Here is a 20,683-nt window from a genome sequence, read left to right as displayed (position 1 = left end):
TCATTATACTGCTCTCGGCCACTTACATAGAGCGCACTGGGTCGGATCTGAAACAATCCGCTATTCGGGATCTCCTTTAAAGTACTCTATATCTGAAGAAAATCATCAAAAAGGCTATCTAATTGTCCATCTGCATGAAGACGGAGAGGCAGAGATAGAGAAGAGACTGCTTGAACCGCTGCATGATATGCGGACGATAGAAGGGGCGATGGACGATTTGTTGCAGCAGCCGTCGAATGAAGATTATGTATTCGTTAAGCTGCTTGATACCGTGCCGATTATTCAGCCGATGGAAAAAGTTCGCTCAGTATATCCGAATGCGATGCATGTTGAGCGCAAGCTTCTGCCGGCTTCCGGTGAAGGACTTGGTTTTGCTGTAAACACAGAGAAGAGAGAAGACGACAGGTCCCTGTTTGCATCCTTCTATAAAGAACTGCAAGGCGAACCTGCAGATCCTGAAACAGAACAGTTATTTGCAGAAGTGCTTTGGGATGTCACGAATGAGGAGGACAAAGCATGAAGCCGATCACATTAACGATGACAGCTTTCGGTCCGTACAAAGATAAGGAGACGGTCGATTTCAACGATTTGAAAGAGCATCGTTTATTTGTCATCTCCGGAAAGACAGGTGCAGGCAAGACAACGATCTTTGACGGGATTTGCTTTGCACTGTACGGACAGGCAAGTGGAGAAGACCGGACGGATACAAGAGCGCTTCGCAGCCAGTTTGCAGATGACGATGTGCAGACGACTGTGGAACTGACATTTGATATTCACCAGCGAAGATATCGTGTTCTGCGACAGATTCCCTACCGCAAGAAAGGGAATAAATCAGACACACTCGGTTGCTGTGAATTATATGAAGAGAGCGGCACGCAATCCATACCGGTAACTGACCGGCAAATAGTTACAGAAGTGAATGATAAAGTAGAAGAACTGCTTGGCTTCACGCATGCACAATTCAGTCAGATCATGATGCTTCCGCAAGGTGAATTCCGAAAATTCCTTACGTCAGATACAGCCAATAAGGAAGCCATCATGCGGAAAATTTTCAAGACAGAGCCCTATCAGAAGCTTGCCGATCGGCTGAAAGTGAAAAAAGAAGAGGCAAATTCGGAATATCTTCGTGAAAAACAGATGAGCGGCGCAGTTCTTCACCAGATTCCTGCCAAGCTGCCGGAGCGGCAGACCCTTTTATTTACAGAGCTGAAAGCAGAATATCCGAATTACCATCAGCTGATTACCGGGTTGCAGGAAGAACAAGCCTATTATCTGGAACAGTCTGCAGCGAAACATGAAGAGTATACAAAACTTTACATCCAGCATGATGAAAAACAAAAAGAACTTCATGCGGCGAGTTCTGTCAATGATCAATTTGAGAAGCTTAAAAAGCGTGAAACTGAATTACAGCAGCTGCATGCGCAGAAAGAGACCATGGCTGAGCTTGAGAGACGCTGGCTTGCAGCCGAACGGGCGGCCCGCCTGGAGGATTTAGAGCTGCAAGTAAAATCGAATGAATCTGAGTTATTCAAGAAAAATAAGAGTTATGAAGAAGCGGCTGCACTTCTCGCAGATGCCAACCGGCAACTGGCTGCTGCCAAAGAATCTTACGATACAGAGCAAGCACGTGAAGGCGAACGAAATGCTTTGAGAGAAGAGCTGTCTGACTTGAACCGTCTGCTGCCTGCGGTTTCGGGCCTTGCCAATGAACGCCGTTATCTGGAACAGTTAGAGAAAAAAGCTAATCAAGCATCTTTACAAATGAATCAAGAGCAGCATAAGCTTGAACAGCGCACGGCTTCATTAGAGCTGCAGAAAAAAGAAATTAAACAGCTGGAAGCCGGGCTGGAAGATTATGAATCGTATGTAGATGAATTGGCAACAGTGAAAGCCTATGCAAAGCAACTGCAAATCTTTGAACAGCAAAGTCATAAGGTCATGGAAATAGAGCAGCAATTCACTGAAGCAAAAGCGGAAAATGAACGTTTTGCAGCAGATTACCAAGCGCTTGAAAGTCAGTGGATCGGCAGTCAGGCGATGTTGCTTGCAGCTTCATTACAAGAAGGGGAGGACTGTCCGGTATGCGGCAGCAGCCATCACCCGAATAAAGCTGACGGCGGAGAAAATGAGCAGATAACAAAGCAGCAGCTGGATCAGGCGAAACAAAAGCAGCTTGCGAAGGAACAGCAATTTCATTCGAAGCATGCAGAACTGCAGCAAGCTCTGAATCAGCTGGAGGTGCTGGATCATGAGCTGAAAGAGCAGCAAATTGTAATGGACCGCGATTATAAAGCAGATGCAGCGTCACTTGAAATGAAAGTCGGGCAACTGCGAAAAAACAGAGAAACCGTAAAGAAGAAGAAAGAAGCAAGTGAAAAAGAAGAAACTGCGATTAACGAATTGATTGCTGAGATGAAAAAATTAGAACTGCTCTATACTGAAACGAAAAGTGAATGGAAAACTAAACTGGCCGTATACAACCACTCGATTTCAAAAATACCTGAAGAAATTCAGGAACTGCCGGCATTGCAGCAGAAGATTCAAACAAAAGAAGCAGTTAGCACAGCGCTTGAGAATGCCTGGAATGCTATTCAGCAGAAGCTTCAGGAGGTGCATACATTACAAACGAAAATGGATTCCCGCGAGCAAATGGAAAAACAGGCGGCAGCCGAAATGAAAGAAAAGTTTCAGGTGAGCCAGGCCGGATTTGAAAAACGTCTTATGGAAGAGGGCTTTGATTCACAGGAGAGCTATCTGCGAGTGAAGCTGCCAATACAAGAGCGGCAGAATATTCACCAGCGCCTGCAGACGTATACACAGACCCTGCATACACTGAAGGCTGCTTTAGATGAATTGAAAGAGTCTGTGAAAGACAAACAGCCAATCGACCTTCAAGCACTGAAGCAGCAGGTGGAGTTGCTGAAAGATCAATATGAACAGGCATTTGCGCTGTTCAATCAGTTTGAAGGCTGGAAAAAATCCGCAGAGGAACTGCATATCGAGCTGGAAACGAGTAAAAAACGCGAGGTAGAATTGGAAAAAATTCATGGCAAGATCACAAATTTATACGATATTGTCCGTGGTCAAAACCGTTTGAAAATATCTTTTGAACGCTATATACAAATTGAATATTTAGAGCGGATTATTCAGGCGGCTAATATCCGGCTGCGCGATGTATCGAATGGCCAGTATGAGCTGGTCAGGAGCGACCGTCAGGAAACAAGAGGCAAGCAGAGCGGTCTCGGCATTGATGTGCATGATGCTTATACCGGTCAGACGCGTGATGTGAAGACACTTTCCGGCGGAGAAAAATTCAATGCTTCTCTTTGTCTCGCGCTAGGCATGGCGGACGTCATTCAGAGCTTTCAGGGGGCTGTCCGCATAGAGACAATGTTTATTGATGAAGGGTTCGGCGCTTTAGACGAGGAAGCGATTCAAAAAGCCATCGACACATTGATCGCGCTGCAGCAGTCAGGACGAATGATTGGGATCATTTCGCATATTGATGAAATGAAAGAAGCGATTCCCGCCACTCTTCAAGTAACTAAAATGAAAGAAGGGTACAGCAAGACGAAGTTTGTTATAAAATAAATGATCCGAACCGGCGGCATACGTGCAGCCGGTTTTTACTTTTTCTCGTTGAACAAATAGCACCTCACCAAAATATGTGCTTGACAGTTTATATCATGAGCAAAGCGAACAGCGAAGGGTTCGCTTTGCCGTATTTCTACGTTTTTTCAGAAATTAGGGCAGTGATGTACGCCTTTTCGCCAGTAGACTCACAGCGTAAGGCAATCCCCCAGCGCCGAAGTAGGTTTAAACCGCAAACTCACACCATGTCAAACAGCAGCATGTTTTAGCAATACGGTCATAACAACTTGTCAAGAATTGAATTTGTGCATACCCGAAAAAACAACAGTAATATTTCCGGAAAAGTAATCAGTAAGTTAGCAATAAAGCCAAAAATTAAATGATTCGGCAGGCAGTTGATTTTCCGTTTTACAAAGCGTAAGATGGGGAAATGTAATATATTGCATACATGAATTTACTGTTGTCTACAGGAGGATTTTTAGCAAATGGAGAAAAAATTATCATTCTCGTCCAGCCTCGTAATCGGGGTCATGCTGTTCGCATTATTTTTCGGGGCGGGTAACCTGATATTCCCGGCAGAGCTTGGTCAGCTCGCGGGAACAAATACATGGAAAGCAATGCTCGGGTTTTTATTCACTGGCGTCGGATTGCCGTTCCTCGGAATCCTTGCGATCGGATATTCCGGCAGCAGAGACCTTCAAGAACTGGCGAGCCGGATTCACCCTCTGTACGCGCTGATTTTTACCTCTGTCCTTTATTTAACCATCGGCCCGTTTTTTGCGGCGCCCAGAACAGGGGCAGTGGCATTTGACATTGGGATTGCGCCATTTCTGAATGATTTCCCAGTCGCTCTTGCCCGGTTTTTATTTACCCTGCTGTTTTTTGGAATCAGCATGTGGCTTTCTTTAAATCCAGCAAAAATTGTGGACCGTGTCGGCAAGCTGCTGTCTCCGCTGATCATTATCCTGTTAATCGGACTCATCGCTATGACAGTATTCAAACCGATGGGCATGGTTCAGCCGGCGCAAATTCCATATACTGAAGGCGCCTTCTTTACAGGTTTCCTGGAAGGTTATAATACGATGGATGCGTTAGCATCACTAGTATTCGGTATAATTGTCATCAAAGCTGTACAGGCAATGGGAATCACAGATAAAAAACAAATACTGACTTCGACTGCTAAAACAGGATTTGTGGCGGCAGGGTTTCTCGCAATTATCTACCTCGGGATCGCTTATCTCGGAGCAGCCTCAGTTGATTCAATTGGCTACGTAAACTCGGGGGGAGCGGTATTAAGTGAGACGGCTTCGTATTACTTCGGTTCTATCGGTTTTGTGCTGCTGGGAATTGTCATTATGCTGGCATGTCTCACGACAGCTATAGGACTTTTGACGGCTTGCGGTGAATATTTTCATTCAATCATTCCCATAATCAGCTATAAGTGGTTTGTCGTGATATTTTCTACGTTTTGTCTGACAGTCGCTAACTTTGGCCTGGCAAATATTATCAATTTCTCACTTCCGGTACTCGTTTTGCTGTATCCGCTCGCTATGGTGCTGATTATATTGACTTTCACCGGTCCGTTGTTTCATCAGTCAAAGCTTGTATACCAAACGGCAACAGCTGCTGCCTTCTTGATCAGTTCAGTGGAAGCGCTCGTGAAATTTTATAAATTGGTCGATCATCAGCTGCCTGCATGGATTTCTTGGATAAACAAAATGTACACTGATTATATTCCATATTATGCAGAAGGTATCGGCTGGCTGGTACCTGTGCTGATTGTAACTGCTGTCTTTGGGCTGTCAGTTGTTCTGTCCAATAAAAACAGTCATAAAAAGAGGATCCGGGCTTGACGCCGGATCCTCTTTTTAAGAATTGAATTTCTCGACTGAATGAAATTCCTCGATTGCACGCAGCCAATTTTCCCTCATAACTTTAGTTACTCGCTCTCCATCACGCTCACTCATTAAATCAATAATTTGTTCGTGTTCCGAAATGGATTGGGAAGTGAGTATAATGGAATTATGAAAAAATAATCTGCGGACATGAGCCTGCAGAGACACAAGCATGGAAGATATATAAGTGTTGGCTGCAGTATCGACAATAATCTGGTGGAATTTTTCATCTATCTTCAACGCCTGAAAATAATCTTCTTTCTCAACTGCCAAAGCAAATCGTTTATTTGTTTCGCGTAATTTTTTAATGACACTGTCTGTTAAATTGGGTATGGCGAGTTCCGCAGACAGCGCCTGCAGTGCGGCAAGCGGAGGCAGAAGTTCAGAGATAGATTCCCGCTGGACCTCCGTTACTTGAGTAGCTTTGCCGGGGAACATCTGGACAAAACCCTGCACTTCCAACAGCTGAAGGGATTCACGTATTGGTGTCCGGCTGACGCCAAGTGCTTCGGCAAGTTCCACATCATTTAATTTCTCGCCAGGTTGAAGCGTGCCGTCAATAATCCATTTCTGCAGTTGACCGAAGGCGTTTTCCTTGGCTGTTTTACGGACCGGCTGTGCGTGATTAGTAGGTATAGGCAATTTCTCACACCATCTTTCTCTATAATGAGTGCATTAAATGAGCATTTTCTAAATGCTAACGATATACAATATACTACATCTTTTTGCTGTTCTTTAACAGTATCAATTTATTTTCGTTCAAAAAATGGAAATTCAAATAGAGTTTTTATTACATTTTTAAAATTAAAAATAAGAAAAATTAAAATTGTCCTTGTAACTTTCACGGGCTTTTGTTAGATTAATGTCTATACCAATCTTGCTTTACCTTAGTATATCAAATTTTACAAATCTTCAAAAAAAGGTATTGCAAATCAAGTAAATATTTGGTATTGTTTACATGTGTACTATAACAAATAAAAATACTGTTTCGCTGGTACATATTGTCTAGTTGGCTTTATGATGAAAGCGTTTTCAGAGAAAGTGGAGGGATTTGGCAACTTTTTCAGTAAGTATATAAAATAGAAAGGGGATTAACAAATGAGCAATCAAACGACTCGTGGGAAATCCACATTAGACTATGAGAAAATCGTTGCAACAGAGGACTTTAAAGCCTTAGTCAAACGCAAACAGACATTTTCAAGACCTTACGTAATCTTTTTCTTCGCAGCGTACTTTATACTTCCACTTTTAACAGGATATACGAAGATTCTTGAAACTCGGGCGATCGGCTATATGACATGGACCTGGGTCTATGCATTTTCCATGTTTATTATGGTTTGGGTATTTACCTCTATCTATATGAATAAAGCAAAGCATTTTGATAATGATGTAGACAAGATTATAGAAAAAAATGTTCTAAAATAAATGTCTTAAAAAAGGGGGGTCCTGCAAATGCAGATGGATTTTATTTCAATACTTATATTCTTCTCAGTTATTGCGCTGACACTTTATATTACATGGTGGGCTGCTAAGCAAACAACTACTGCGAGCGACTTTTACACAGCTGGCGGATCATTGACCGGCTGGCAAAATGGTTTGGCCATCGCGGGTGACTATTTATCAGCAGCTTCATTCTTGGGTATCGCCGGTGCGATTTCACTAAATGGTTTCGATGGCTTCTATTATAGTATTGGCTGGCTGACAGCTTACTTAGTGGTACTGTTCCTAATCGCAGAACCGCTTCGAAACTTAGGTAAGTTTACAATGGCTGATATGATTGGTGCGCGATTTGGTGCGAAGAAAGTTCGCGGAGCGGCTGCATTAAATACTATTACAATAGTTATGTTCTATATGCTTGCCCAGCTGGTAGGTGCAGGCGCGCTAATTAAATTACTATTTGGTATACCATATAACATGTCAGTTTTAATCGTAGGAACGATGATGTTGATTTATGTTTTATTTGGCGGGATGACTGCAACGAGTTGGGTGCAGATTGTTAAGGCTATGCTTTTAATGGCGGGTACAATCATTATCTCATTCTTGGTGCTCATGAAGTTCAACTTTAATTTCATTGGTATGTTCGATGCAATGAGAACAGCAACTCCTCATGGAGAAGCTTTCCTTCATTCAGGGGTCGTGTATAAAGATACCATCGGCCTGATATCCGTATTACTGGCACTTGTTTTGGGTACTGCGGGTCTTCCACATATCTTAATGCGCTTCTTTACAGTGAAAGATGCAAAAACGGCGCGTTCTTCTGTAATTTATTCTGTTTGGATTATCGGTCTTTTCTATGTACTAACAATCTTCCTTGGTTTTGGAGCTGCAAAATTTGTTGGAGCAGATGCAATTATTGCGGAAAATGCTGCCGGAAACATGGCTGCGCCAATGCTAGCAGGAGTACTCGGTGGAAATGCACTTGAATCCTTCGTAGCAGCGGTTGCATTCGCAACAATCCTTGCTGTCGTAGCAGGACTTGTACTATCTGGAGCTTCTGCAATTGCTCACGACCTTTACGGTCAAGTTATCAAAAATGGTAATGTAACTGAGAAACAGCAGGTTAACGCTGCACGCTGGGCTTCTATTGCAATTGGCGTGTTCTCTATTATTCTTGCCTTAGGCGCTGAAAAATTAAACGTAGCATTCCTAGTGTCTTTAGCATTCTGTGTTGCAGCCTCTGCAAACGTGCCAACTATACTATTGACGATCTATTGGAAAAAATTCAATACAACAGGCGCGTTGGTATCGATGCTATCAGGGCTAATTGTGGCACTTGTGCTTGTAGCAATGAGTCCGAGCGTATGGAATCCGGTTCCAGGAGCTGCCTTGTTTACAGGGAATCCGATTTTCCCGTATTCGCTTCCTACGATTTTCTCTGTTCCTGCAGGGTTCCTCGGAGCATGGCTTGGAACAGTTCTAAGCGCGAAGAAGCACGAAGAGCTCGAAATTTCGTATGCAGAAGTGCGTTTCAAAGCTGAAACTGGATACAAAGAGCTTGATAATTAATTAACAGTCGTATCATCATGAAATGCTCCCCCTTCTGATTGTCACACAGAGGGAGGAGCTTTTTTATGTACTGAATCTGTCAGCCGACTAGTAAAATAAAGTGTATGTGATCAAAAGGGGGTTTTGATGTGCTGCAGACAATTAAAGATCGTGCATTGTATGAAAGGATCCATAACAATCCTTTATTTGCGGATACTGACGAAGAGGAGTTCGACCGGCTGCTGATAGACTGCAGGTTAAAATTGTATGAACGTGCTGAGAAGTCCAATTACTTCAAAACACCGCAGGAGGGTCTGCTGATTATCCTTCAAGGTTCTGCAGAAGTGCAGATTGAAGGACAGGATGGAAGCTCTGTCATGCTGGAAATAGTCCAGGAGAACGAAATCATTGGATTCTCTAATTTTGCCTATTACCTGGGCGAAATGGCACGACCTCTCGATAAGCATCATATTGATATGGAAGTGGCGAAAAACTCAATCTGCCTTCAGGTGCCGTATGAAGTAATCAAGAAGAGAATGGACGACCAGAATGTACGCGATTATGTTTTACGCAAAATGTCAATGCGTCTCGCAAACGTGTATACATCTTTAGGTGAGCAGGTCCGTCTGGCAGATGAATACGGAGAAAGTGAACCATACGTGCGCCGTGTGCAGGATTTTATGAGCAGCCCGGTGGTAACAATTCATGCAGAAGCAGAAGTTCAAGAAATTGCAGAGCTGATGATCAAGCATTCGATCAGTTCCATTATTGTCACCGACCAGGCAGGTAAATTGAACGGCATTGTCACAGAAAAAGACCTTGTGGAACGGGTTATAGCGGGAAGAGGCTCATCAATAGGTTTACTCGCAAAAGACGTCATGACAAAAAATCCGCATACCGTAAGATTGACAGATTACTATTATGAGGCACTTTCCAAGTTCTACAAACACGGGATTAAACATCTGCCGGTCATCAAAGCAGGCAAACCTGTCGGGATCGTCACGTTTGCCACACTTATTACAAAACGTGATCGAAATTCAATGAATATCTTAAAGACGATTGAAGAATCATCGTTCGAAAACCTTCCTGTCGTCAAAGCAGCAATTTATGATGTGCTTTCCAATTTGATTCAAGATGAAATCTCTACTATTCACACTTTGGAAATCATCACGAAATTTTATGATCGCCTGGCGAAGCACTGTGTTCTTCTCGCGTTAGAATCGCTGGAAAGTAAAGGAGCCGGCACGCCTCCGGTACCGTTTGCCTGGTATCAAATGGGAAGCGGTGCTCGCGGTGAACAATTTATGCTTACAGATCAGGATCACTTTCTTGTTTATGAAGACGCAGCGGAAAATAAATCACAACTGGTTGAAGAGTATTTTGAGCTTCTAGGCAATGAAATTGTCGTTCATTTGGAGCAAGCCGGGTATACTAGATGTAAAGGGTTCATGATGGCCAGTGAATCACAGTGGCGCGGCACGATGGGAGAATGGCAGCAGCGCCTTCGTCAGTGGGCTTTGCAGTCGACACCTGAACAGATATTGCTCGGCTATAACTTTTTGTCGTTCCGGTTCCTTTACGGAGATCCGTCAGTAAATGACCGGTTTGTGCAGATGGTGAATACTCAATTGAGAAAGTCTTCAACATTTATTTATTATATGGCTCAGCAAGAGAGAGAAAAGCCGATACCGCAGCTGCAGCAGAATTTCTTGACCATTTTCCGTGGTCGCAGTAAAGCAGACGTCATTGATATAAAGAAGCATGCTCTATTCCCACTGCATCATTGCCTGCAAATTTTGGGTGTGAGCAATGGAATAATTAATGCGACTCCATTAGAGATCATCTCTGCGCTGCAGAAAAAGAAGAAATTCACAAAAGACTTTGCAGAAGAAATACGGCATGCTTACGAAATATCTTTGAGTATACGTATTTCAATGTCATGGGAAAAGCATTTGCGTAACGAAAAGATTTCAACAGAAATCGATTTGCGGAAACTTCGGCGCTGGGAATTAAATGAACTGCGGTCGACATTAGAGACAGTCAGAGCGCTGCAATCTCATTTGCTGTCTAAATTATAAATATCGAGTTCATATAATTTGAATGAAAATCCTTGTGCACCTTGTGCGTAATGTACTATATAAAGAGAAAGGGAGCAAAACCATGTTTTGGAAGAAGAAAAAATTAACCTACGAGCTGCAGCAATCACTTCAGCTGAATACCCCGCTGCAAGATATGAGTTTTACTGTATTTGATACGGAAACAACAGGCTTCGCCATTGGAGCGAGTGACCGTATGATTGAGATCGGTGCGGTGCAAGTGGAAGGGTTTCAAGTCACAGACCGGGTATTTCAGACATTTGTAAATCCCTCAAGAGAGATTCCGCCTTTAATCCAAAAATTAACTAATATAAAGCAGGAACAAGTAGACGAGGCACCTATGCCGCTGACCGCAATAGAAGAGTATTTTGCGTTCATTGAAAAAAACAAAAGCGGCGGCTGGGTGGGGCATCATGTCAATTTTGATGAAATGGTCATTAAGAAAGAATTAGGAAGGCAGAAATATACATTCCAAATGCCGACTTCTTTTGATACGATGCACTTGATACGCTATTTAGATCCTTCGGGCGAGCAGCAGGATCTTGAAGACTACGCGAAAATGTTTGGAACAGAAGTTTTCGAGCGGCATCGTGCGTTGGGGGACGCTTTGACTACTGCACATGTATTTACGGAGCTGTTAAAGAAACTTGAACGGCAGGGCATTAAAACACTAGCAGATTTGCTTCGAATCAAAAATGGCGGGGCGTATAAGTTTGCTTCTCAAATCTAGTTTAAACTTCCAGCCTGCATTCATTCCATCTTACATGCAGGTTTTTTTGCTTGTCCTCATAATGCTGCAGACCTGTTATGCTATAGTTATGACAGTATAGAATTAGTAAGGGACGTGACTTTTTGAACAGACGTCAGATGATACTGCTGATTATTATCGTGGTCGCTATTTTGATCTATTGCTGGATTCTTTTTTTTGAGCTGCCGGACAAAACAGCGGATGAATACATAGCAGCAATGAGCAGCTTGTTATGATAGGGGAGTGATTCGAAATGGATATAGTGATTATTACAGGGGCTTCGAAAGGGATCGGCAAGGAACTGTACAAGCAATTCGGTGAGGATGGCGCAGCGGTATATGGCTTGGCCCGCTCAAATCCGGATCAGCTTGAGCATATAAAAGAGGTTGACGTTACGGATACGGAGAAAGCGTCTGCACTGCTGAAATCAATTGTGATGCGTCATCTGGACAAAGCGGGTTCATTTACTCTTATCAATAACGCGGGAGTCATCGATCCGATCAGCTTAACCGGCGCGTTGCCCGCTGAAGAAGTCGAACGGGCTGTACAAGTGAACTTGACGGCACCGATTCAATTAATCAATACTTTTATTGCTTCTCTGGAAGAGTTTACGGGGACAAAGAAAGTGTTGAATATCTCTTCGGGTGCCGGAAGATATGCATATGAGGGTTGGAGCATCTATTGTGCAACGAAAGCGGGGCTGGATCAGTTTTCCGCAGTTGTGGCTCTTGAACAGAGACAAGCCGCCAATCCAGTGGGTATTGTCTCTATCGCTCCGGGTATTATTGACACGGGGATGCAGGAAACTATCCGTTCCTCATCAGCTGAACAATTTCCTCATCTTGAAAAATTCGTTAATTATAAAGAACAGGGTCAGCTAAGTACTGCTGAGGAAACGGCCGGACAATTACTACGCTTTACGAAAGAAACAAATTTCTTGGAAGCAGAAACTATTTCAGATATCAGACAGACATAATAATCTCAAAAAGCCCGTGATTGCTGAATTAAGCAGTTTCACGGGCTTTCATTTATTCATCAGCCACTTTACGCACTTCCGTAAAATCCCTCATTTTCTCCATAGCAATCAAAAACGGAGGGTTTCTGCGCTGATTCAGCAATTCATAGCGGATTGCATGTACATCTCCCTGATGCAGCGTCCGGATATATGCAAGCAGCGCATCACGCTCTTCACTGCCGCCATCATGACCGTCATACACGGTGATTGTAATGATACCAGATTTTTTCAGCAAGCCAAGCAGAGCATCGAGCGCAGCAATAGTGGAAGAAGGAGTGGTAATGATGCTCTCGTCTTCACTGTATGGCAAATATCCCAAATTGAACATCGCTCCGCCAATTTCTCCATCCACATATTCTCGGACATTTGCATGACTGTCCAGAATCAGCCGGGTGCGACCTGCCAACTCGCCAAGATGCTGCTTTGTTGCATCAAGCGCCTTCTGTTGAATATCAAAAGCGATCACACGGCCGTTTTCTCCTACCAGTTCGGCCAAAAATAATGTATCGTTTCCATTACCCGCAGTCGCATCGACTACCGTTTCTCCTGACTGCACCCGTTCAGATATGAGCCGCTTTGAAATAGGCAGGACACGGTGCAAAATAATGTCTGTCAATCGATTGTCACCTCTTGAAGATAATGTTTACCCTGCCAGCTGTTCCGTCTTTCCAGCTCCGCATCAATACCGTTCAAAACTTCCCACTTCGTTACACTCCACATCGGTCCGATCAACATATCGATAGGTCCGTCTCCGGTAATCCGATGCACAATCATCTCAGGAGGCATGATCTCTAGTTGATCAACGACCAAATTGATATATGCCTCTTTCGTCAAGAATTCCAGCTTGCCTTTTTCATACTGTTTCACCATTGGCGTGCCTTTTAGTAAATGAAGCAAATGAATTTTAATTCCCTGTACGTCCAGCTTTGCAACAGCCTGTGCGGTTTCCATCATCATTTCTTCCGTTTCGCCCGGCAGGCCGTTGATGATATGGCTGCATATACGGATACCGTGCTTTCGCAGCTTATCAACACCCTCTTGATAGCAGGCAAAGTCATGTGCGCGGTTAATTAATTTGCCCGTAGATTCATGGACAGTCTGCAATCCAAGTTCCACCCATAAATAAGTACGTTCATTCAGCTCAGCCAAATATTCGACAACGTCGTCGGGAAGACAGTCCGGACGGGTTGCTATGGAAAGTGCAACGACGCCTTCCTGTGCCAGTGCAGCTTCGAACTTTTCCTTCAGTACAGGAAGGGGGGCATGTGTATTAGTGTAGGCCTGGAAATATGCCATGTACTTCGCGTCTTTCCATTTGCGCTGCGAACGTTCCTTGATTTCCGCAAATTGTACGCTGATTGGATCGACGCGGTCTCCAGCAAAATCGCCGGAACCTGCGACGCTGCAAAATGTGCAGCCGCCATGCGCCACCGTTCCGTCACGGTTTGGACAGTCAAAACCGGCGTCCAACGCGACTTTCGCAATTTTGCATCCGAATGTATCTTTTAAATGACGTGACCATGTATGGTACCGTTTCCCTTCACTAGGGAACGGAAATGTTGATGTGTTCATTGTTTCCAGCTCCTTTACCAAAAACATTGTACCATGGAATCAGCATCTGCATCATATGACAATCTTAACAATCCGCATTTATACGTCAGAAAGCGACAGGGAAGGCTTGTATTCAAACGATGTTTCGGGTAAACTGAAGAAAATAATGAAGGTTTAGATCAGGAATAGTACTTCTATCGTTTATTTTCAGGGAGCAGACGGTCAGTGCAAGTCTGTATAAACGAAGAACGAACTCGCCTGGGAGCCTGTATTGGTGAATTGATGTAACTGATACCGTATTCCGCGTTAAGGATTCAAGTTGGACGGATTCAACCGTCAATTTGGGTGGTACCGCGGGAATCTATATGGCTTTCGTCCCTTATGACAGGGGCGGAGGTCTTTTTATTTGAATTGGAGGAATTTTCAGATGAGTTATAATCATGCACAGATTGAAGAAAAATGGCAGAAATATTGGAACGAAAATAAGACGTATAAAATGACGGATGATCCGTCAAAACCGAAGTTTTATGCATTGGACATGTTTCCGTATCCGTCTGGAGCGGGTCTTCACGTGGGTCATCCGCTGGGCTATATTGCGACGGATATTCTAAGTGCATTCAAACGTAAGCAAGGCTATAACGTGCTGCATCCAATGGGTTGGGATGCCTTTGGTCTTCCAGCAGAGCAGTATGCAATCGACACAGGAAATGATCCGGCTGAATTTACAGCGAAAAACATTGCAACTTTCAAGCGTCAAATGCAGGAATTAGGTTTTTCTTATGATTGGGACCGTGAAATCAACACGACTGATCCAAGCTATTATAAGTGGACTCAGTGGATTTTTATTCAGCTGTATAATAAGGGGCTTGCGTATGTGGATGAAGTGCCGGTCAACTGGTGTCCTGCGTTAGGGACGGTTCTGGCAAATGAAGAAGTAATTGATGGTTTGTCTGAACGCGGGAATCATCCGGTCGAACGCCGCCCGATGCGTCAGTGGGTATTGCGTATTACGGAATATGCTGATCGTTTACTCGAAGATTTAGATGAGCTAGACTGGCCTGAAAGCTTAAAAGACATGCAGCGCAACTGGATTGGCCGTTCGGAAGGTGCACAGCTCAAATTTGAGATTGCTGATACTGATCTTTCATTTGAAGCGTTCACGACACGTCCGGATACCATTTTCGGCGCGACGTATGCAGTTTTGGCACCAGAGCATAAATTAGTACAGAAGATTACGACTGACGCCCAGCGCGAAGCTGTCGAACAGTATATAGACCAAGTGAAATCAAAGAGTGATTTGGAACGTACGGACTTGGCAAAAAATAAAACCGGTGTATTTACCGGGGCATATGCCGTGAACCCGGCAAGCGGTGTGAAAATGCCGATTTGGATTGCAGATTATGTATTGGCATCTTACGGTACTGGGGCGATCATGGCGGTTCCTGCGCATGACGAGCGTGATTATGAATTTGCAAAAACATTTGACTTGCCAATTATTGAAGTCGTTTCAGGCGGCAATATTGAAGAGGAAGCTTATGCAGGTGAAGGGGAGCATGTGAATTCTGAATTCCTGAACGGGCTGGATAAAGAAGAAGCAATCAAGCAATCAATTGAATGGTTTGAAGAACAGGGCACCGGCGAACGTAAAATTACATATCGTCTGCGCGACTGGCTGTTCTCCCGTCAGCGTTATTGGGGTGAGCCGATTCCAATCATTCATTGGGAAGACGGTACAATGACAACGGTAGAGGAATCTGATTTGCCGCTGATGCTGCCGGTGACGGATAATATTAAGCCGAGCGGAACAGGTGAATCACCGCTTGCGAATATTACGGAATGGATTAATGTAGTAGACCCAAAAACCGGAATGAAGGGCCGCCGCGAAACAAACACAATGCCGCAATGGGCAGGAAGCTGCTGGTATTACTTGCGCTACATCGATCCTCATAATGAGGAAGCATTGGTAGATCCGGAACTGGCAAAACGCTGGCTGCCGGTCGATATCTATGTAGGCGGAGCAGAGCACGCGGTACTGCATCTATTATATGCACGTTTCTGGCATAAGGTATTGTATGATATCGGCGTGGTCCAGACGAAAGAGCCGTTCCAGAAACTATTCAACCAGGGAATGATCTTAGGGGAAGGGCATGTGAAAATGTCGAAGTCCCTCGGCAATGTCATCAATCCGGATGATATCGTTCATTCGCACGGCGCGGATACTTTGCGTCTGTATGAAATGTTTATGGGGCCGCTTGACGCTTCGAAAGAATGGTCGACAAATGGTCTGGACGGATCCCGCCGATTCCTGGACCGCATCTGGCGTTTATTGGTTAATGAAGATGGTTCGATGACAGACAAATTGACAGATGACACCGGCGGTCCGCTTGAAAAAGTGTATAACCAGACTGTCAAGAAGGTTACGGAAGACTTTGAAGCGATGCGCAATAATACAGCAATTTCTCAGATGATGGTCTTCATCAATGAGTGCTATAAAGCAGATAAATTGCCGAAATCCTATATCGAAGGATTCATTCTGCTGATTTCACCAATCACGCCGCACTTATCAGAAGAACTGTGGGCGAAACTTGGCCACACAGAAACAGCTGTCTATGCACAGTGGCCAACATATGATGAGACGAAATTAACGGATGACACAGTTGAAGTGGCAGTTCAGATCAACGGTAAAATCCGTGCAAAAATTACGGTAGCGAAAGACAGCACGAAAGAAGAGCTGGAACAAGCTGCATTGGAAAATGAAGATGTCAAGCAATGGATGGACGGCAAGGAATTGAAGAAAATTATTGCGATTCCTGGACGTTTGGTCAATATTGTCGCTGGATAAATAAAATAATAGCCGTCCGGAGATGTGAAATCTCCGGACGGCTTATTTTATTGTGCGGATGGCGGGCAGGTGATCATGAATTGCGGGCAGGCGCTCATACTCCGTGTCCAGCCGCTCATATCGTCCCGGCAGGAGATCATTGGTGCCGGCTGTGTGATCATAGCAGCCCTGTTGCCGCTCATAACTCACATTCAAGTGATCATAGGTCCCGAGATTTCATTCTGCCTTCCCGGCATTCATCCCGGCTAATCTGCCGGTAACGAGTGCGGCTGTTATATTGTAGCCGCCTGTGTAGCCGTGGATATCCAAAATCTCTCCGCAGAAGAAGAGGCCGGCTTTTTTTCGTGATGCCATTGTTTTCGGCTCGATTTCTTTCACGGACACACCGCCGCCCGTAACGAATGCTTTTTCAATAGGCTGTGTGCCTGTGATGTGAACAGGGAAGTTTTTCAACAGGCGGGCAAGTCTTCGAATCGCTTCGCGAGAAATATCTGCTCCGATTTCCGTTTCGCCAATTTCAGATTTAGTAAGTAAAAATAATAGCCAGCGTTCAGGGACAAGTCCTTTTAATGAAGTCTTCACTTGTTTTTTAGATTCTTCTTTTACAAGTTTGGCTATTGACTGGACAAGCTGCTCTTCATGCTGATCCGGTACAGAGTCGATTTGCAGAAGAACAGGCTGTCTGCCATTTTTCATCTGTTCCTTGACGACATATTGACTGCAGCGGAGAATTGCCGGACCGCTTAGGCCGAAATGAGTGAAGAGCATGTCCATTTGATGCGTCACGAGTATTTTGCCTTTTTTATTCAGCACAGATACGCTGACATCGCGCAGCGCCAGGCCCTGCAGTTCTTTCGAAACGATAAAAGGCTCTCTGGACAATAAAGGAACTTCTGTCGGATAAAGTGTCGTCACCGTATGGCCAGCGCGCTCAGCCCACGGGTAGCCGTCACCTGTACTGCCGGTCTGGGGTACTGCTTTGCCGCCGACTGCCACCACAACTGCATGGGCACGCACGTCTTCGCCGTCTTCCAATCGCACGCCGAGAACTTTTTCATCATCCATCAAAAGTTTTTGCACACGGTTTTCCAGACGGACTTCTACACCGAGTGAATCCATTTGATCCAATAAGGCATTGACCACATCTTTGGATTTATTGGAGACAGGAAACATCCGGCCGTGATCTTCCTCTTTTAACGGAACACCGAGTCCCTCAAAATACTGGATAATGTCCTGGTTATTGAATACAGAGAATGGTCCGAATAAAAATTTGCCGTTTCCCGGGATATTCTTAATGATTTCTTCCTGGGACAGCCGATTTGTGACATTACATCGTCCGCCGCCGGAAATTGCCAATTTATTGCCGAGCTTTCGTCCTTTTTCAAGAAGCAGCACCCGCTTATGCTGTTCAGCAGCTGCAATGGAAGCCATTAAGCCGGACGGCCCGCCGCCGATCACGATTACATCATACATAGTAGAACCACGCTTTCATTCGTTTTGATTTTCATTATACACCAAGTTGCTGTCAGTTAAAGATTGTACAAAGACGTGCCGAGGGGTAAACTGTATAAGTATCTCTTAAGAAATGGAAGGAATCAAACATGGCATCGAATCTACTTAAAGGCACCGCCATATTAACAATTGGCTTATTTTTGTCGAAGGCACTTGGATTGCTTTATGTCATCCCGTTTTATGCGATGGTCGGGGATGAAAGTGTCAATCTCTATCAGTATGCATACATACCTTATAATCTGGCACTTGCTGTCGCTGTTTCCGGAGCGCCGCTTGCCATCTCAAAATTTGTTTCAAAATATAATGCGCTCGGCGATTATGCGACCGGACGGAAATTAATGAAATCGGGCATGCTGCTCATGTCTCTGACCGGCTTGCTGACGTTCTTTGCATTGTTTGCTTTAGCAGGACCGATTGCAGGACTTGTCATAAAAGACGAGGAACAAATTTTCACAGTGGAAGATATTGCATCGGTCATCCGCTGGGTCAGTTTTGCCTTGCTTGCAGTTCCTTTGCTCAGCATCAGCCGCGGATTCATGCAGGGGTATCAAAAGTTCGAACCGACTTCCGTCTCGCAATTGATTGAACAGATTATTCGGATCGTCTTCGTCTTGGCGGGGACATTTGTCGTGGTAAATGTACTCGGATTATCTCCGAACATTGCTGTGAAGTTTGCCGTGTTTGCTGCATTCATCGGTGCGATTGCAGGGCTCTGGAGCTTATATCACTATTGGAAGAAATACCGCGATGAATTCAATTATTTATTGACGAACAGTCCGCCGGCCGGATCACTTCCGCTGAAACAGATATATAAGGAAATTCTGACCTATGCACTTCCGTTCGTTTTAGTCGGTACGATTAATCCGCTGTATCAGTTCGTCGATATGATAACATTCAACGATGCGATGAAATCAATCGGACTATCCAGTGTCAGTGACATGCTTTTAGGAAAATTGAATTTCTTGACGCATAAGGTCGTTATGATTCCCGTCATGGTGGCGACAGGTTTTTCAATGGCATTAATTTCTATTATTACGAGCTATTACGCGAAAAATGACCAGCAGGGAATTACGCGTTCGCTCGATCAGACCTATCAGATTATGTTATTCCTGACGATTCCCATGGTTACAGGACTCATCGTTCTGAATACGGAAATATATCAGTTCTTGTACAAATTCGATGTTTCAGGAGCTAATATATTGGCAGCCTATGCACCTGTTGCGATCCTGTTTGCCATGTTTACAGTGACAGCGGCGATTTTACAGGGAATTGACTATCATAAATGGATTGTCTTCTCTGCATTGCTAGGATTATTTATCAAGATGATTATTAACATCCCGTTAATTAAAGTATTCGAGACGAATGGTGCGATTTTAGCTACTGCGATTGGTTATGCGACAGCTGTCGGCATCAATTTATTAGTCATCAAAAAGGTACTGAACTATAAATCCCAGATGGTGATCAGACGTGTGATTCTCATTTTGATTTTCAATGCGATTATGTTTGCGGGCGTCTGGCTGACAAGCAAAGGACTGAATGCTCTGCATGTACCGGTCGGTCGCTGGCAGGCACTTCTCTATGTTCTGATCGGCACGGGTGTCGGCATGGTAATCTACGGATTCCTCGCATTCAAGTCGGGACTTGCGCAAAGATTATTCGGAGAACGCCTGACACGCATAGCGCAGCGCTTCGGAATTGGAGGGTAACGAATGAGACTGGATAAACTATTATCAAATATGGGATACGGCTCACGAAAAGAAGTACGCCAGATAATGAAAAAAGGCATGATCCGCGTCAACGGGGAGGCAGTGAAAGATCCCGCGCAACATGTAGATCCTGAGAAAGATGCCGTTTCATTGCTCGGTGAGGAAGTCATCTATAAAAAGCATATTTATTTAATGATGCATAAACCGCCCGGCGTGCTGTCTGCTACTGAAGATCATCGTGACCGCACGGTAGTGGACCTGCTCGGAAATGATGAACGCCACTTCGAGCCGTTCCCGGTTGGCCGTCTGGACAAAGATACAGAAGGCTTGCTACTGCTGACGAATGACGGTCAGCTGGCACACAGTTTATTGTCGCCGAAAAAAGGGGTGCCGAAAACGTATTTTGCAAAAATAGACGGACGGGTCACTGACGAAGACACAGAAGCTTTCCTGCAGGGCGTCACACTGGATGACGGGTATGAAACGAAGCCGGGAATATTGAAGATCATTCATTCAGACGAGTTTTCTGAAATTGAACTGACGATTACTGAAGGAAAGTTTCATCAGGTAAAAAGGATGTTCGAGGCAGTAGGGAAGACCGTCGTGTATTTGAAACGGCTGACAATGGGTCCTCTTGAACTTGATGAGAACTTGAAGCTCGGAGAATTCAGGGAGTTGACAGAGGAAGAATTGCAGCAACTAATGAAACTAGACAGCTCCAAGCAAAAAGGCTGATGCGATT

General features: G+C 44.4%; 16 protein-coding genes and 1 other annotated feature. Of the genes, 12 read left to right on the top strand and 4 right to left on the bottom strand.

Annotated features, from left to right (window positions below):
* The 3 genes from GDZ68_RS14205 to brnQ form a co-directional block, all read left to right on the top strand.
* Nucleotides 1-520, top strand: a 520-nt coding sequence (locus tag GDZ68_RS14205) for an exonuclease SbcCD subunit D (protein ID WP_194841178.1), incomplete at its 5' end; no start/stop codon positions are given.
* A complete protein-coding gene (locus GDZ68_RS14200) occupies nt 517-3,591 on the top strand; it encodes an AAA family ATPase (protein ID WP_153722965.1) in 3,075 nt (1,024 codons plus the stop codon). The genes GDZ68_RS14205 and GDZ68_RS14200, both read left to right, overlap by 4 nt.
* Nucleotides 3,592-4,076: 485 nt before the next feature.
* Entirely contained in the window at nt 4,077-5,444 is a 1,368-nt protein-coding gene (gene brnQ, locus GDZ68_RS14195) for a branched-chain amino acid transport system II carrier protein (protein ID WP_153722964.1), read from the top strand.
* Nucleotides 5,445-5,459: 15 nt separating this feature from the next.
* Here brnQ and GDZ68_RS14190 read toward each other — a convergent pair whose 3' ends face one another.
* Nucleotides 5,460-6,128: a GntR family transcriptional regulator gene (locus tag GDZ68_RS14190; RefSeq protein WP_153722963.1), complete on the bottom strand. Its 669-nt coding sequence runs from the start codon at nt 6,126-6,128 to the stop codon at nt 5,460-5,462.
* Between the two features lie 456 nt (nt 6,129-6,584).
* Here GDZ68_RS14190 and GDZ68_RS14185 point away from each other — a divergent pair, with 456 nt between their 5' ends.
* The 6 genes from GDZ68_RS14185 (at nt 6,585) to GDZ68_RS14165 (ending at nt 12,291) form a co-directional block, all read left to right on the top strand.
* A complete protein-coding gene (locus tag GDZ68_RS14185; RefSeq protein WP_153722962.1) occupies nt 6,585-6,911 on the top strand; it encodes a DUF485 domain-containing protein in 327 nt (108 codons plus the stop codon).
* Nucleotides 6,912-6,944: 33 nt separating this feature from the next.
* Nucleotides 6,945-8,492 carry a solute symporter family protein gene (locus GDZ68_RS14180; RefSeq protein WP_153722972.1) on the top strand — a complete coding sequence of 516 codons (1,548 nt, stop codon included), beginning with the start codon at nt 6,945-6,947 and terminating at the stop codon, nt 8,490-8,492.
* Nucleotides 8,493-8,620: 128 nt separating this feature from the next.
* Entirely contained in the window at nt 8,621-10,549 is a 1,929-nt protein-coding gene (locus tag GDZ68_RS14175) for a DUF294 nucleotidyltransferase-like domain-containing protein (RefSeq protein ID WP_153722961.1), read from the top strand.
* Between the two features lie 82 nt (nt 10,550-10,631).
* Nucleotides 10,632-11,297, top strand: coding sequence for a 3'-5' exonuclease (locus GDZ68_RS14170; RefSeq protein WP_194841177.1), 666 nt, complete (start codon nt 10,632-10,634; stop codon nt 11,295-11,297).
* Nucleotides 11,298-11,419: 122 nt separating this feature from the next.
* Complete coding sequence (locus GDZ68_RS18325) at nt 11,420-11,551, top strand: hypothetical protein (protein ID WP_255425150.1); 132 nt, start codon at nt 11,420-11,422, stop codon at nt 11,549-11,551.
* Nucleotides 11,552-11,568: 17 nt separating this feature from the next.
* Nucleotides 11,569-12,291 (top strand): SDR family NAD(P)-dependent oxidoreductase, encoded by a 723-nt coding sequence (locus GDZ68_RS14165; RefSeq protein ID WP_153722959.1) that lies wholly within the window; start codon nt 11,569-11,571, stop codon nt 12,289-12,291.
* 52 nt (nt 12,292-12,343) lie between these two features.
* Here the strand turns inward: GDZ68_RS14165 and GDZ68_RS14160 are convergent, their stop codons facing one another.
* Both GDZ68_RS14160 and GDZ68_RS14155 read right to left on the bottom strand, forming a co-directional pair.
* Nucleotides 12,344-12,946, bottom strand: a complete 603-nt coding sequence (locus GDZ68_RS14160; protein WP_153722958.1) for a class I SAM-dependent methyltransferase — start codon at nt 12,944-12,946, stop codon at nt 12,344-12,346.
* Complete coding sequence (locus tag GDZ68_RS14155) at nt 12,943-13,902, bottom strand: TIGR01212 family radical SAM protein (protein WP_153722957.1); 960 nt, start codon at nt 13,900-13,902, stop codon at nt 12,943-12,945. The genes GDZ68_RS14160 and GDZ68_RS14155 overlap by 4 nt, the downstream gene beginning before the upstream one ends.
* A 145-nt stretch (nt 13,903-14,047) precedes the next feature.
* Nucleotides 14,048-14,264, top strand: a binding site (T-box leader).
* 44 nt (nt 14,265-14,308) lie between these two features.
* On the opposite strand from GDZ68_RS14155, the gene leuS reads away from it, so the two are divergent.
* Nucleotides 14,309-16,723, top strand: a complete 2,415-nt coding sequence (leuS, locus tag GDZ68_RS14150; protein WP_153722956.1) for a leucine--tRNA ligase — start codon at nt 14,309-14,311, stop codon at nt 16,721-16,723.
* 216 nt (nt 16,724-16,939) lie between these two features.
* On the opposite strand, the gene GDZ68_RS14145 is transcribed toward leuS, so the two are convergent.
* Nucleotides 16,940-18,196, bottom strand: a complete 1,257-nt coding sequence (locus tag GDZ68_RS14145; RefSeq protein ID WP_153722955.1) for a BaiN/RdsA family NAD(P)/FAD-dependent oxidoreductase — start codon at nt 18,194-18,196, stop codon at nt 16,940-16,942.
* A 128-nt stretch (nt 18,197-18,324) separates the two neighbouring features.
* Here GDZ68_RS14145 and GDZ68_RS14140 point away from each other — a divergent pair, with 128 nt between their 5' ends.
* Together GDZ68_RS14140 and GDZ68_RS14135 are read left to right on the top strand one after the other, a co-directional pair.
* Nucleotides 18,325-19,941, top strand: coding sequence for a putative polysaccharide biosynthesis protein (locus GDZ68_RS14140; RefSeq protein ID WP_153722954.1), 1,617 nt, complete (start codon nt 18,325-18,327; stop codon nt 19,939-19,941).
* Between the two features lie 3 nt (nt 19,942-19,944).
* Nucleotides 19,945-20,676, top strand: a complete 732-nt coding sequence (locus tag GDZ68_RS14135) for a pseudouridine synthase (protein WP_153722953.1) — start codon at nt 19,945-19,947, stop codon at nt 20,674-20,676.
* The last annotated feature ends 7 nt before the right edge of the window (nt 20,677-20,683 follow it).

Source organism: Sporosarcina cascadiensis (assembly GCF_009650995.1).
Lineage (GTDB): Bacteria > Bacillota > Bacilli > Bacillales_A > Planococcaceae > Sporosarcina > Sporosarcina cascadiensis.
The sequence above is the reverse complement of the archived record's forward strand: the minus strand, read 5'-3'. Positions and strand labels throughout refer to the sequence as shown.